Below are 14070 nucleotides of genomic sequence, written 5' to 3'. Positions count from 1 at the left end.
TCAGAAGACGGCTGCGCATCAGCCCTCCCTAGAAGCGGAGGCGGACAGTGCGGACTTGGGGTCGAGGATCCCCAGCAGGACATCGACGAGGAAGTTGATGACGAGGACGAGGGCGCCGTAGACGAGGATCACGGCCTGCGCCACTGGGTAGTCCTTCTGGGTGATGGCCTCGACCGTGCGCAGGCCGAGACCCGGCCAGGCGAAGACGTTCTCGACCAGGACGCTGCCGGTGATCAGCCCGCTGAGCAGCAGCCCGCCCATGGTCAGGGTCGCGGTGAGGGTGTTGGGCAGCAGGTGGACCGCGTACAGCCGCCAGGGGGGCAGGCGCTTGGCGTGGGCCAGGCGCATGTAGTCGGTGTCGAGTTCGCGCAGGGTCTCCACGCGGGCCAGGCGGGCGATCATCGCCGCCGGGGCGATGGCGAGGGCCGTGACGGGCAGCACGAAGGAGGCGGGCCCGGTGAGACCGGCCGGCGGAAGCAGGCCCAGCCCGAGGGAGAGGACAAGCAGCAGCGCCAGACCGTAGAGGTACTCGGGGATGGCGACCGCGACACCGGTGAGCGTGGTGAAGGCGGTTTCCGTGCCTCGCCGGCGTCCGTTGTGGGTTCGGACGGCGGCCCACAAGCCAAGGGGTACGGCCACGGCGAGGGCGACGAGGGTGGCCAGGACCGCCAGGGCCAGGGTGCTGGGCAGACCCTGGCCGATGATGTCGGTCACCGGCTGGGAGGAGAAGAACGAGGTTCCCAGGTCGCCCGAGACAAGGTCGCGGACGTAGTGCGTGAACTGGGTGAACAGCGGATCGTCGAGACCGAGTTCGCCCCGGCGCTGCGCGACGAGTTCCTTCGGGGCGGTGGGGCCGAGCATCCGGCGCAGCGGGTCGCCGGGGATCAGGTGGATCATCGCGAACGAGGCCACGACGAGCACGGCGAGGGAGCCGGCCAGGCGCAGCAGGTGCCGGGCGAAAAAGCCTGGCGAGAGCCGACGGGGGCGGCGCGGCCCCACGGCGGCAGGCGCTTCGTGCGGGACGAGCACATCGGAGGGGGTGGTCACTTCCGTCCTCCCGTCATGCGGATCGACGTCGGGTCGAAGAGTCCCGCCGTGATGCGGAAGGTGGCGTTGTGGGTGGCGGTGGTGAGGGTCTTGTCGACGACGGGGACGAGATCGGCACTGTCGAACAGCGCACTTTCCGACCGCTCCCACAGAGCGCAGCCCGACGTTCCCGGGAGCTTGCTCGCCTCGGCGGTGAGTTCCTCGTACGTGGCATTGGTGAGGTGGGCGAAGTTGCCGCCATCGGGGGTGAAGGGGCCGGACAGTGAACCGATCAGCTGCGTGGGCAGGGTGACGCCGAGCGATACCCAGTCCACGTCCCAGTCCTGGGTGACCGCTTCCACCTCGTCGTAGGCGACATCCGACAGGGCCCGCAGCCGCACGTCGACGCCGACCTTCTTCCACGCGTCGGCCAGGTACTCGGCTGCGGCGGCCATGCCCTCGCCCCCGAAGGTCCCGTAGATCATGCGGATCGTGAGCCTCTTTCCTTCCTTGACCCGGATGCCGTCGGGTCCTTGGCGCCAGCCGGCTGCGTAGAGTGCCGAGCCGGCCGCGATGGGGTCGAAGGCGGGCAGGTGGCCGGTGACCGTGTCACCGGGGCAGGGGTTCGGTTGCAGCACCAGGCCGGTGGGGCGTTGTCCCGTGCCACCGGTGGAGATCGCCCCGAGAGCTTGCAGGTCGACCGCTTGGAGGAGGGCCTTGCGGACCGCCGGGTCGTGACCGGGGTGCCCGTTGCCCTGGTGGAAGAAGAACTCTTGCGTGCCGTTGGCCTGGACGGTGGTGGTCACGCCGGGGACGTTGGTCACTCGGGCACGGTCGGGGCCGGCGAACTGTGCGGCGTTCAGCTGGTGGGAGAGCAGTAGGTTCGCCGCGGTTGACTCGCTGCCGACGACCTTGAGGACGACCGAATCGGGCATGGCGGGGTCGGATGCCGTGGCTCCACCGGGTCCCCAGGTGTAGTCCGTGCGCCGGGTGAAGGTGTAACTCTGGTTCGGCCGGGCCCGGGTGAGCTGGAAGGGGCCCGATCCGGAGGTGCCGCTCTTGAGCAGCGAGCGGTCCTTCAATCCCTTGCCGCAGACCATGAACAGGTAGCGGGTGCTCTGCAGGATGAGCGCGAACGGCTCGGGCGTGGCAAGAGTCACCGTGCCGGCCGTGTCATCGGCCTTCGCGGTCATGCCCTCGGGAACCACGACACCGATGGCGGGCGACTTGGTGGCCGGATCGGTGATGTGGTCGACGTTCGCGGCGATCGTGCTCGGTGTCACCGGGCTGCCGTCCGCACAGGTGACGCCGCGGCGCAGGGTGAAGGTGACCGACGACGGATTGACCTCCCACTTCTGGGCGAGGCCCGAGACGACGCGGCCGTCGGGGTCGATGTTCACCAGCGTGTCGTAGGCGAGCGACAGCGCGGTGTACGTGGCGCTGTTGTGGAACTGGGCCGGATCGAGCAGACCGGGATCGCTCTTGATCGCGAAGCTGAAGGCGTCACCACCGGCCGAGCCGGCCTGGCCGCTGCCGCAGCCGGCCGCCAGCAGTGACGCCGCGAGACAGGCGGCCATCGCCTTGGCTCTGTTCATCGGGGGCTTCATAGGGTGCTCCTTGGGGCGGGAGAGTTGCCCCACAGTCGCGGCTGGTGGCCGGAAATGATTCAGCCGGGGCGACGAAAGTCGGTGATCCGATTGGGTGTGGGAACCCAAGCCGCGCGACGGCTGGGAAGACACGTGGGCCCCGGACCGCTGGAGGCGCGGCCCGGGGCTCGGGGCTCGTGTTTGCGTGGACAGAGGCGCACAGGGAGCTCGTCTACGTTCCGGCGCGCAGATGGTCGACGGCCACCCGGGCGGCGCGGCCGATGGCACGGTCCGCGAGGGGCTGCCGCGTGACAGCGGTCGAGGTGCGCAGGAAGACGCCCACGGCATACCGCCGGCCATCGGGGTACTCGACGACGCCGGCTTCGTTGCGCACGGCGAAGTCCGTGCCGGTCTTTCCGGCGAGCCGCACGCCCGCTTCGGGGAATCCGGAGACCAGGCGGTGCTGCCAGACCTGTTGGCCCATGATGTCCCGGACCTCGGCGCAGGCGGATGCCGGGCCGGCTTCGTCGCGCCAGATGGCGGCGAGGAGCGCGGTCACCTCGCGGGGTGTGCTCGAGGGGCTGCTGCCGGGGGCGCAGGCGCGCAGGGCGAGGAGCTTTTCGTCGGGGATGCCGGCCAGCTGGTCATCGAGGGAGCGGTCCGGCGCGAGTCCGAGTTCCCGGCGGATGTCGTCGTCCAAGGCGGCGCTGGAGGAGAAGCCGAAGCCCGGGAAACCCAGGCCGTCGAGCGTCGAGCGGACCCGGTCGGGGCCGACAATGTCCAAGAGCAGGTCGGTCGCCGCGTTGTCGCTGATCGTCATCATCATGAAAGCGAGGTCGCGAGCGCTCATCTCGACGTCGTACGCACAACCATCAGTACCGCTGCCGCCTACCCGGTAGGCGGCGGTGACGGTGTGGCGCCGGGCCGGGTCGAGCTCCCCGGCCGCCGCCTGGCGGGCGTACTCCAGGGCGATGGGGATCTTGAAGACGGAGGCGAGCACCACCTGGCTGTCGGCGCCGTGGTCGAACTCCGCTCCCGTCTCGAGGTCCCTGGCGTGGACGAAACCTTCGACACCGGCCTGGGCGAAGGTGTAGGCGAGCACGGTATGGGCCTGTTCGGCGGTATCCGTCTGCGCGGCGGTGGTCATGGCGTCTCCTAGGGTGCGGTGGCCGCCGGCGGGCGGCGCAGGTGTTCGACGGCGGTCCGCGCGGCGCGGCCGATCGCGGCGTCGGCGGCCGGGTTGCGGCCGCCGAGGGCGGGGGTGCGCAGGAAGACCGCGACGGCGTAGCGGCCCCCGTCGGGGTACTCGACGACGGCGGCTTCGTTGAGGACGCCCCACAGGGAGCCGTTCTTGGCCGCGACCTTGACCTCGTTGTCGAAGCCGGCGATGAGGCGGTGCACGGACAACTGGTGGCTCAAGAGTTCACGCACTTCCGCACAGGCTTCAGCAGGGCCCGCCTGGTCGCGCCAGATCGCCGTGAGCAGTGAGGTGATCTCCCGGGGCGTGCTGGACGCGGACCGCGCGGGGTCGAGCATGGCAAGGCCCCTGATCCGGTCCTCGCTCACCCGGTCCAGCTGGGCGTCGATGTCGCCGTCCAGGTCGAGCCCGAGTTCATCCCAAACCGGGTCCCACAGCTCGCGGTAACGCCCGACCGGCAGACGGGGGCAGCCCAGTTCGGTGGCCACGGCACGCACCCGGTCGGTGCCGAGGATCTCCATGAGCTTGTCGGTGGCCGCGTTGTCGCTCATGGAGAGCATGAAGAAGGCGAGGTCGCGGGTGCTCATGCTGACGTCGTGCCGGCAGCTGTCGGTGCCGATGCCGCCGCCCTCGCGGTTGGCGGTGGTGATGGTGTGCCGGGCGGCCCGGTCGAGGGCTCCGGTTGCGGCCTGGCGGGCGTAGGCGACCGCGACGGCGATCTTGCGGAGGGATGCGACGACGACGGGGGCGTCGGCGTGGAAGGCGACCTCGCGTGCGGCTCCCTCGCCGTCAGCGTCGATGTCGCGGGCGTGGACGAAGCCTTCGACTTCGGCCTCGTCGAAGATCGCCCGAAGGGCGGTGGTCACCTCGTCGACGGGTGCTTCGCCAGCTTCGGAGGGTGGTGGCATGGGGGCTCCCAATCGTGCGGGGTCAGCTGGTCTTCGGGGTGGCGCGGCCGCTGTAATGGAGGTACGAGGGGCCGTCGGGGCGCTGCTCGAACACCACGGTGTCCCAGACGGAATCACCCTCGTCGCGGCCGACGAAGGTCGTCTCGTCGACGGCGACGAGGTCGAGGGTGCGGGAGCGGGCGAGGCCCACGAGGATGCCGGTCGGCTCGGTGCGCAGGCTCAGTCGGCCGCCCTCGTCCGCCGTCACGTGGATCCTGCTGCCGGCGCGTTCGTAGGTGCCGGTGAAGGGGGCGCCGTCGACGTGGACGGGTTGCCCGGGCGGGGTGAGGGGGGCGGGTACGTCGATCGCGTGCAGCTCACGCATCAGCTCGGTGGCGAGACGGTGCTGGAACTCGACGCTCCGGCCCCCGTTGATCAGGGCTGCGATGACGGTCCCGAGTTCGGGCAGAACCCACAGGACGGCGTGCTGGCCGATGGTGTCGCCGGTATGGGAGACGACCTGATGGCCGTCCCACTCGTCCAGGCCCCAGCCGATGCCCCACTGCCGTGCCCCGGTGTGCGGGTTGGGCAGGTCGACCTGCGCCTCGCGCAGAGCGGCAGGGTCGGCGAGGAGCATCCCCGGGGTGAGGTGGGCGCGGCCGAAGGCGACCACGTCGGCGGCCCGCGCGCAGATCAGCCCCGCGGGACCGACCGACCGTGGCAGGCCCCACTGCGGCACGACGGCACCGTCCTCGTCGTGGCCGATGGCGGCGCCGAAGCGCAGGACGTCCTCCGGGAGCGTCCAGGTGTGGGTCAGCCCCAGCGGCTCGCAGATCTGCTCGCGCAGCGCCTGGTTCCAGACCAAGCCGGTGACCTCTTCGATCACCCGGCCGGCGATGACGAACCCCGAGTTGCAATACGAGTGGGAGTCCCCGACGGGGAAGGTCTGCTCCAGGCCGGCGCACGCCTCGACGTACCGCCGCAGGCAGTCGTCACCGCGTCCGGTGTCCAGGAAGAGGTCGCCGTCGATGCCCGAGGTGTGGGTGAGCAGGTGGCGCAGGGTGATCGCCTGTGTGGCGCCGGGGTCGCTCACCCGGAACTCCGGCAGGATCTCCGCAACGGGGGTGTCCAGCGTGACACGGCCCTGTTCGGCCAGAAGCATCAGTTGGGTCGCGGTCCACACCTTGGTGACCGAACCGATCTGGAACAGCGAGTCGATCAGCACGGGCGCCCCCGTGCCGGTGTTGAGGACGCCGGTCGCGCACTCATGCACCTCGCCGTCGTACCAGAACGCCAGGCTCGCCCCCGGCACGCCTGAGTCGACGGCCAGGGCCGCGAGACGGCCGGCCCAGTGTTCGATGTCGGCCTTCACGCGCGTCCTCCGTTGGCTCGATGAACTTGGCCGGAAGCGTACGTACGGGGACACCCGCGTGGTTCGTACGGGGATACGAACGCGCGGATTGCGGCTTGGTCCCACGGACGACACCGGGGGTGGCCCGCGTTCCTAGGCTGGCGTGCACCGAACGTACGAGGAGACGAGACGACGATGCCGCTGATCGACCGCCACGACTGCGCCCTGGTGATCATCGATGTGCAGACCGATTTCTACCCGCCCAAGCGGCTGGACGTGGACCGGCAGCGGTTCCACGACATGGTGCGGCGCATCGCCTGGATCACGTCAGTGGCCGATCGCCTGGACATCCCGGTCGTGGCGACCGAGGAGGACCCCGACGCCAGTGGCCGCACCGTGCCGGAGATCCGCGCGGTGCTGCCGGCCAAGGCGGTCACTCTGCCGAAGAACGCCTTCGCCGCGTGGGACAACCCCGACATATCCGCGGCGATCGAGGCCACCGGAAAGACGACCATGGTCCTGGTCGGGATCGAGACCGACATCTGCGTGGCCCACTCGGCGATCCAGCTGCACCACGCCGGCAAGCGCGTGGTGGTCGTGGACGACGCCGCCTACTCCCCCGGCCCGGCCCACGACCGGGGCCTGCGCCGCCTGGCCGGCCGGGGCATCGAAACGCTCTCCACCAAGGAGCTGTTCTACGACTGGGTGCGCACCATCCAGGCCGCGGACGCCTTCCACGACACCCACGCGGACCTGAGGGTCCCGCCCGGCGTCCGCCTCTGAGCAAGGCGAACGTCAGTCGAGCCCGGCGGTGGGGCCGGGGCCGTGAGCCCCGGCCCCACCGCCGTTCTGCGCCCGCCCCGTCCCCAGCAGGCGCAGCTGCAGCATCGCGGCGAACCGCGCGGCCGGGTCCTGGAGGTCGATCTCCCCCACCTCGGACACTCTGCGGATCCGGTAGCGGAAGGTGTTCGGGTGGACGAACACGCTCGCGGAGGCAGCGATCACGTCACCGAAGGCGTCCAGCCACGCCCGCAGGGTCTCGACCAGGTGGGCGTTGTGCTTGGCGTCGTACGCCACGAGGCGGGCGAGCGGGCCCGACAGCTCGTCGCGGTTGGCGACGGCCAGGTCCCGCATTTCGATCAGCAGGGCGTCGACGTACACGTCCGCGATCGAGGCGGCGCGCTTGCCGGTCCGGCCGGTGAAGAGCACGCGCAGGGCCCGGTCGGCGTTGGCCCGTGAGCGCGGCAGCGCGGCGGGCTCCTCGGCGACCGAGCCGATCCCGATGACGGCTCCGGCCCGTTCGCCCGTGCGGGCCAGGAAGTTCGAGGCCACCTGCAGGGCCCGCTCGCGCGCGTGGGAGCTGTCGCCCGGCACGGGAAAGAGCGCGTACGCCACATCGCCCAGCAGGGCCACGGCGGCGCGGGGCTGTACGGCGGTGAGGTGGACGGCCAGGGCGGAGGCCAGGCGCTGGCGCTCGGCCGTGACGTGCGCGTGGTCCTCGCCGCGCTCGGGGGCGAGACCCATGGCCATGACCAGGGTCGGTTCGTCGACGAGCCCCAGCCGGCCGAGCGCCTCGACCGCTCCGGCCCCGCCTTCGAGCGCGGTGGTGACGAGGTCGGCCCGCAGCCGGTTCTCGGCGTCGGTGCCCGCCCGGAAGCGCAGCATGTGCAGGGCGACCAGCTTGGCCGCCTCCAGGAATGCCTTCTCGCGCTCCGCGGTGAGGGGCTTGCGCAGCGCCGCCCACACGGATCCGAGGAACTCGTCGCCGGCGCGGACCGCCACCGCCACCCGCGGCAGCGCCACCTCCTCACCCAGGGTCGGCGCGGGGACGTGCACCAGCCCCTGGCTGCGGTACAGCTCCTTGAAGACACCGTGCTCCTCGTGGTGGCGCAGGTAGCGCTCGGGCACCTGGCGGGCCAGGATGCTCTCCACTCGGGGGGTGTCCGCCTCATCCTGGCGTCCGGAGAACGCGAGGATGCGGGAACGGCGGTCCTCGATGGTCACGGGGGCGTCGAGCAGCGTGGCGATGGCGTTGGCCAGGGCGAAGAGGTCACCGGACGGCAGGCCGCCGAGGGTTTGCTCCTCTCCCTCCCCCACGTCGCCCTCGGCGAGCTGGGTGCGCAGCATGGCTGCCAGCTGGGCCCAGGAGGCCCCACGGGTCAGGGCGAGCAGCGCGACACCGGTCTCGCTCACGACCGGCTCCAGCTCGTCGGCGTCGTCGACGGGCCCGCGGACGACGAGGGCGGTGGCACCGAGCGCGGCAAGGTCCCGCAGCAGCCGACCGATCTCCTCCGCGCCGTGGACACCGACGCCGAGCACGATGGCGTGCTCCGGGTAGTGCTGCTCGTCGTACGGATCGTGGATGCCGACGCCGCCGATCTCCCCGGCCGCGTCGGGGTCGCCGTACAGCAGGTCCAGGAGGGTGTGGCCGAAGTCCTCGAGCACCCGGCTGAGGCTCCGGGCGGGGCGCGTCGACATGTGCCTGATCATCTCCGCAGGTTAGGACGCGCGCGGCCCTGCGCGGTGGTGCCTGCGGACGAGGATACGCCAGACGGTTCGTTCGCCGGTACGAACGGCGGTGGAGGCGGACACCGGGCGCCACAGGCGGGAAACGGCGGCTTCGGCGAGGGCGTCGGTCGAGTCGACCAGCGGCAGCACGCGGGACGCCGACGAGCTGATCAGCGGTATCTCGGTACAGGCTGCGACGACCGCCTGTGCGCCCTGTTCCCTGAGCCTCTCGGTCGCCATGGCGATCCAGCGTTCGGGACCGGCGGGGTCGGCGCCACCCTTCACCGCCCGGATCGCGGCGTCCACATACTCCTCCTGTACAGGGTCGGGTACCTGGACCACGTCGAGTCCGAGCCGGGCACCGGCCCGCTCGTACAGCCCGGTCAGCCGCGTTCCCCGGGTCGCGAGGACTCCCACCCGCTCAAGCCCCGGTGTCCGGCGCGCCGCCGCCTCAAGCGCCGCCCTGATCATGTCGAGGACCTCGACACCCGTTGCCTTGGACAGCTGCTCGACATAGGCGTGCGCGGTGTTGCACGGAACGGCGATACAGCTCACTCCCGCGCGCTGCAGCCAACGGGCGCCCTCCACCAGGGCGGGGACAGGAGACGGCCCCTCTCCGAGCAGCGCCGTGGTCCGGTCCGGAACAGCGGGATCGGCCCACATGACGACGGGCAGGTGCGCCTGATCGGAGCCGGCCGGAGTGCGCTCGACGAGCCGACGGTAGAAGTCGGCCGTGGCGAGGGGCCCCATTCCCCCGAGGATGCCCAGGACCGGGCGGGTGACGTAACGCATAGGGGGCAGCCTTCCGATTCTTCCCGCGTCGTCCGCGGGGCCTCCCGTGATCGTGGTCCCGCACGATGCCCGCGATGTTGGTCGCCCGCTCCAAAAGCCCCCGCAGAGATTGGTGCGGACACACCGCCACGCCTCGCTCGCGGACTGCTTCGGTCAGGCGGACGAAACGGAGGCCCCAGAGCTGTGACGGGGACCGAACTCCTTGCCCCGGGCGCCGGTTTCACTGACCACCGGCCCCGTCACAGCCTGATGATCGACAACGCGAAGGTCCACCATGCACACGCACGACCCCGCCCTCACCGACCTTGTCGTCGCCGCACTGCGCGACCGCCTTCTGCACGCACCCACGCTCAACCACCCCGGTGTCCCCGACAAGCTCGACAAGGCCCTGGCGGGGGTGATCGGGCCGGAAGGCAACGATCCGGCGGAGGTTCTGCGGCTGTGGGCCGAGCAACTCGCACCCACCGCGATCGCTGTCGACAGCCCCCGCTTCCTGTCCTTCGTGCCCGCCGCTCCCACGCAGGCCGCCGCTCTCTTCGACATGCTCGTCTCGTGCTCGTCGATCCAGGGAGTCTCATGGCTCCTCGCCTCGGGCCCCATCACCGCCGAGAACCAGGTCCTGCGCCTGCTCGCGGACCTCGCCGGCCTGCCGGGCGAAGCCGGCGGGTGCTTCGTCTCGGGCGGTTCCGCCGGGAACCTCTCCGCACTGGTCACTGCACGCGACACAGCCCGGCACCGCCGTGGCATCGGCCCCTACGACCGCGTCCGGTTCGCCGTATCCGACCAGGCCCACTCCTCCATCGGCAACACCCTGCGCATCATCGGCGCCGAGCCCTTCGTCGTACCGACAGCGGACCACCGCCTGACCGGCCCCGCCCTACGCGCCGCCCTTCTCGCCGACCCGGATCCCTCCGACGTCATCGGCGTGACGGCCACCGCCGGCACGACCAACGCCGGCATCATCGACGACCTGGCCGGTATGGCTGCCGTGGCCAGGGACTTCGACCTGTGGTTCCACGTCGACGGCGCGTACGGCGGCGCCGGCCTCCTCGCCCCGAGCGTCCGGGATCGCTACCGGGGCATAGAGCACGCCGACTCCCTCGTCATCGACCCGCACAAGTGGCTGTTCGCCCCCCTCGACTGCGCCGCCCTCCTCTACCGCGACCCCCGTCTGGCCAGAGCGGCCCACACCCAGGACGCCTCTTACCTCGACGCCCTGCACACCGAGGACGCCACCCAGTGGAACCCCAGCGACTACGCCCACCACCTCAGCCGCCGAGCCCGCGGGCTCCCTCTGTGGTTCTCCCTCGCCGTCCACGGCACCCGCGCCTACGGCGAGGCCATCGAGAAGGCCCTTACGCTGGCCCGGGAAACGGCCGCACTCATCCGGAACACCCCGCACCTCGAACTCATCCGCGAACCAGAACTCTCCGCCGTCCTGTTCCGCCGCACCGGCTGGACCGCCGGTGACTACGCGGACTGGTCCGCCCGCCTTCTCGCCGGCCAGACCGCTTTCGTCGCCCCGACCGGCTGGGAGGGCGAGACCGTCGCCCGGTTCGCCTTCCTGCACCCGCAGACCACCCTGGAGATGGTCGAGGAGATCATCGGAACCATTGCGTAAGGGCCGCACCGAGAAGCACTCATGCGGCCGACATCCCGTGAGAGCGCACCTGTAGTCAGATAGGCACCACCGCCGGAGCGGGCGGTCCTCCCTTGGCGCGGCATCAAGGGAAACCGGCTGGCCACGGCACTGGTGAGAGGCGCGTTGGTCGCCTGTGGTCGCAGGCTGGAGGTACCCACTTCCCTCCGTTCCCTGGAGGCGATCGCCATGCGTACCAGCGCCGGCCGCGGCCGTATCTACCGCCGCTGCGGTTGCAGGGACAGCCATCGCTGTCAGCTCGGCGCACGCTGCCCTCACCTGGTCACCGACAGCGAGCACGGCACCTGGAGCTTCGCCGTCGATGTCCCCACCCCGGACCATCGCCGCACCACGGTCCGCCGGAGCGGATTCACCACCCAGGACAGCGCCGAACAGGCCCTGAGCCGGTTCCTCGAAGGCGAGGCCGGCGGATACAACGCGGACCCGAACCAGACCGTCGCCGCCTACCTGAACGGGTGGCTGGGAGCGAAGGCCCTCGTACTGAAGCCGACCACCATGGCCCGCCACCGCGACCACGTCCGCAACGACCTCGTCCCGGCCTTCGGCGTCCGGGCCTTCGGCCCCCTCAAGCTCGATCAGTGCGTGGCCGGGCTCACCGTGGTGCTCGACTGGTACGAAGGGCTCGGGCGGGGCGTTCAGCCCGATGCCGACCAGCACATTGTGCCTCGGTGGCAGCGCCGGAACCACCTCGCGGATCAGCTCCAGCACCTCGCGGCCCACCGACATGTCCCAGAAGAAGACACCGACGTGCACCTCGGGCCCGACCGCGTGCAGCCCGAAGTCGAAGGCCGTGACCACCCCGAAGTTCCCACCGCCGCCGCGCAGCGCCCAGAACAGGTCCGGGTTCTCCTCCGCCGACGCGTGCACCAGGGTGCCATTGGCCGGCCACCTCGGCGCCCAGCAAATCGTCGACGGTCAGTCCGTGCTGGCGGGTGAGCCAGCCCATGCCAGCAGCGGCTCGATCACCGCCGATACCTGATCGGTCTCTTCATGACGACGCACCACGAGCGGGCGAGCGACCAACCCACTTAGCGGACACGCCTCAGCCCTCACGCGACGGTCACCTTCCGGCCGTCCGCCCGTCGCCCGAGGCCGCACTACCCCTCCCCCGACGTCACTCTGGTTGCAGGGCCTCCCCCGGCCGGACACGCTCACCGTGCCCGCCTGTGGCCCCAGACCTACGCTCGGGGCATGCGACGCCGCCAGATGCACATGTCCGACGAGGCCCAGGCCGCCCTGCTCTCCGCGCTGCAGGAACTCCGGACGGAACTGAAGATCCCCACGAAGTTCCCCAAGCGCGTGCTCGCGGCGGCCGACGAGGCCGTGGCCAAAGCGCAGCCGCCCGCCGAGGACCGCACCGACCTGCCGCTGTTCACGATCGACCCGCCGACGTCCAAGGACCTCGACCAGGCCATGCACCTGGAGCGGCGGCCCGGCGGCGGTTACCGCGTGCACTACGCCATCGCCGACGTGGCCGCTTTCGTCGAGGCCGGCAGGCCGCTGGACGCCGAGGCCCACGACCGGATCGAGACGCTGTACTTCCCCGACCTCAAGGTCCCCCTGTACCCGCCGGTCATCTCCGAGGGACCGGCGAGCCTGCTGCCCGGCCAGGTCGTTCCGGCCCTGCTGTGGCAGCACGACCTCGACGCCTACGGCAAGGTCACCGCCTCGTCCGTGGGCCGCGCAAAGGTCTGCAGCCAGGCGAAGCTCAACTACCAGGGCGTCCAGCAGGACATCGACGCCGGAACGGCCCAGGAGTCCATCGCGCTGCTGCGCGAGATCGGCAAGCTGCGGGAGGCCGTCGAGGCCGACCGCGGCGGGATCTCGGTGAACCTGCCGGACCAGGAGGTCACCCTCAACGACGGAACGTTCCGGCTGAGCTACGTGGCCACGCTGCCCGTGGAGGGCTGGAACGAGCAGATCTCCCTCATGACCGGGATGGCGGCGGCCCAGATCATGCTGGACAGCGGTACCGGCATCCTGCGGACGCAGAAGGAGACGTCCGATCAGAACGTGGTCCAGCGCGTGCACGACATCGCCACGTCACTGGGCATCGACTGGCAGCCCGGCCTCACGTACGCCCAGCTGGTACGCAAGCTCGATCCGAACGACCACAAGCACATGGCCTTCCTCAGCGAAGCCACGGCGATGCTACTCAAGGCCAAGTACACCGTCTTCCGCGACCACCAGATCCCGGACGACAAGAAACACGCGGCCATCGCGGCCCCCTACGCGCACTGCACGGCTCCGCTCCGGCGTCTGGTCGACCGGTACACCGGTGAACTGTGCGTGGCCGCGTGCGCCGGGAAGGCACCGCCGGACTGGGTGCTGGAGGCCCTGTACTGCCTACCCTGCGACATGGAGCGGGGGAAGGGCAAGGTGGCCGACCGCGACTCGGTGGACCTGGCGGAGGCCGCGGTGTTGAAGAACCGCGTGGGCGAGGTCTTCGACGTCACGATCATCAACACCGAAAAGGAAGCCGGCAGTCCGAAGGAGGGCACGGCGCACCTGGCGGAGCCCGCCGTAATGGGAAAGATCACGTCCGACACGCCCCTCAAGCTGGGCGCGAGCGTCCGCGCCGAGCTCAAGCGCGCCGACCCGTTCTTTGTCGGCAAGCAGAAGGTCCTCTTCAGAGCGGTGTAGCGCCCCCTCACCTGCGGTATGCGCCGAGCCGGGAGTTGCGGGTCGCGCCGGTGAAGACGACCGCCCGCGAGGCCCGGATATCCAGGCGGAAGAGGCGGGCGACAACCTGTCCGGCGAAGGCCATGACTACCAGGAACGCCGCGTAGAAGGGGTCACGGCGGCCACGGCACCTGGAGCTTCGCCGTCGACGTCCCCACCCCGGACCACCGCCGCACCACGGTCCGCAGGGGTGGATTCACCAGCCAGGACACCGCCGAGCAGGCACTGGGCCGGTTCCTTGAGGGCGAGGCCGGCGGATACAACGCGGACCCGAACCAGACCGTCGCCGCCTACCTGGACGCGTGGCTGGGAGCGAAGGGCCTCGTACTGAAGCCGACCACCATGGCCCGCTACCGCGACTAGGGAGCGTATTTGGTTGT

Annotated in this window: 11 protein-coding genes and 1 pseudogene; 4 read left to right on the top strand and 8 right to left on the bottom strand. The window is 70.7% G+C overall.

Going from position 1 to position 14070, the window contains the following annotated elements; all coding sequences use genetic code 11:
- Positions 1-18: 18 nt before the first annotated feature.
- From J7E97_RS00695 to J7E97_RS00675, 5 genes are all read right to left on the bottom strand, one after another.
- Positions 19-1047, bottom strand: a complete 1029-nt coding sequence (locus tag J7E97_RS00695; RefSeq protein ID WP_215021293.1) for an ABC transporter permease — start codon at positions 1045-1047, stop codon at positions 19-21.
- Positions 1044-2621 (bottom strand): ABC transporter substrate-binding protein, encoded by a 1578-nt coding sequence (locus J7E97_RS00690; RefSeq protein WP_251053537.1) that lies wholly within the window; start codon positions 2619-2621, stop codon positions 1044-1046. Before J7E97_RS00690 ends, J7E97_RS00695 begins: the two co-directional genes overlap by 4 nt.
- Before the next feature lie 223 nt (positions 2622-2844).
- Positions 2845-3759, bottom strand: coding sequence for a serine hydrolase (locus J7E97_RS00685; RefSeq protein WP_215021291.1), 915 nt, complete (start codon positions 3757-3759; stop codon positions 2845-2847).
- 8 nt (positions 3760-3767) lie between these two features.
- Positions 3768-4718 (bottom strand): serine hydrolase, encoded by a 951-nt coding sequence (locus J7E97_RS00680; RefSeq protein ID WP_215021290.1) that lies wholly within the window; start codon positions 4716-4718, stop codon positions 3768-3770.
- A 22-nt stretch (positions 4719-4740) separates the two neighbouring features.
- Entirely contained in the window at positions 4741-6069 is a 1329-nt protein-coding gene (locus J7E97_RS00675) for a serine hydrolase (RefSeq protein ID WP_215021289.1), read from the bottom strand.
- A gap of 174 nt (positions 6070-6243) precedes the next feature.
- Between J7E97_RS00675 and J7E97_RS00670 the strand changes: the two genes are divergently transcribed.
- The gene (locus tag J7E97_RS00670; protein ID WP_215021288.1) at positions 6244-6831 is read left to right on the top strand and encodes an isochorismatase family protein; all 588 of its coding nucleotides are present in this window, start codon (positions 6244-6246) and stop codon (positions 6829-6831) included.
- Positions 6832-6843: 12 nt separating this feature from the next.
- Here the strand turns inward: J7E97_RS00670 and J7E97_RS00665 are convergent, their stop codons facing one another.
- Together J7E97_RS00665 and J7E97_RS00660 are read right to left on the bottom strand one after the other, a co-directional pair.
- Complete coding sequence (locus J7E97_RS00665) at positions 6844-8526, bottom strand: CdaR family transcriptional regulator (protein ID WP_215021287.1); 1683 nt, start codon at positions 8524-8526, stop codon at positions 6844-6846.
- A 21-nt stretch (positions 8527-8547) separates the two neighbouring features.
- Complete coding sequence (locus tag J7E97_RS00660) at positions 8548-9348, bottom strand: aspartate/glutamate racemase family protein (protein ID WP_215021286.1); 801 nt, start codon at positions 9346-9348, stop codon at positions 8548-8550.
- A gap of 274 nt (positions 9349-9622) precedes the next feature.
- Between J7E97_RS00660 and J7E97_RS00655 the strand changes: the two genes are divergently transcribed.
- The 3 genes from J7E97_RS00655 (at position 9623) to J7E97_RS00645 (ending at position 13651) form a co-directional block, all read left to right on the top strand.
- Positions 9623-10969, top strand: a complete 1347-nt coding sequence (locus J7E97_RS00655) for a pyridoxal-dependent decarboxylase (protein WP_215021285.1) — start codon at positions 9623-9625, stop codon at positions 10967-10969.
- 207 nt (positions 10970-11176) lie between these two features.
- Positions 11177-11944, top strand: a complete 768-nt coding sequence (locus tag J7E97_RS00650; RefSeq protein WP_215021284.1) for a hypothetical protein — start codon at positions 11177-11179, stop codon at positions 11942-11944.
- Positions 11945-12199: 255 nt separating this feature from the next.
- The gene (locus J7E97_RS00645; RefSeq protein ID WP_215021283.1) at positions 12200-13651 is read left to right on the top strand and encodes an RNB domain-containing ribonuclease; all 1452 of its coding nucleotides are present in this window, start codon (positions 12200-12202) and stop codon (positions 13649-13651) included.
- 31 nt (positions 13652-13682) lie between these two features.
- Here the strand turns inward: J7E97_RS00645 and J7E97_RS00640 are convergent.
- Positions 13683-13802: pseudogene (locus J7E97_RS00640) on the bottom strand (arsenic resistance protein); the annotation flags it as partial.
- Positions 13803-14070: the final 268 nt, after the last annotated feature.

This window comes from Streptomyces sp. ISL-66, assembly GCF_018614135.1.
GTDB lineage: Bacteria > Actinomycetota > Actinomycetes > Streptomycetales > Streptomycetaceae > Streptomyces.
This window is presented reverse-complemented; position numbering and strand designations above follow the sequence as displayed.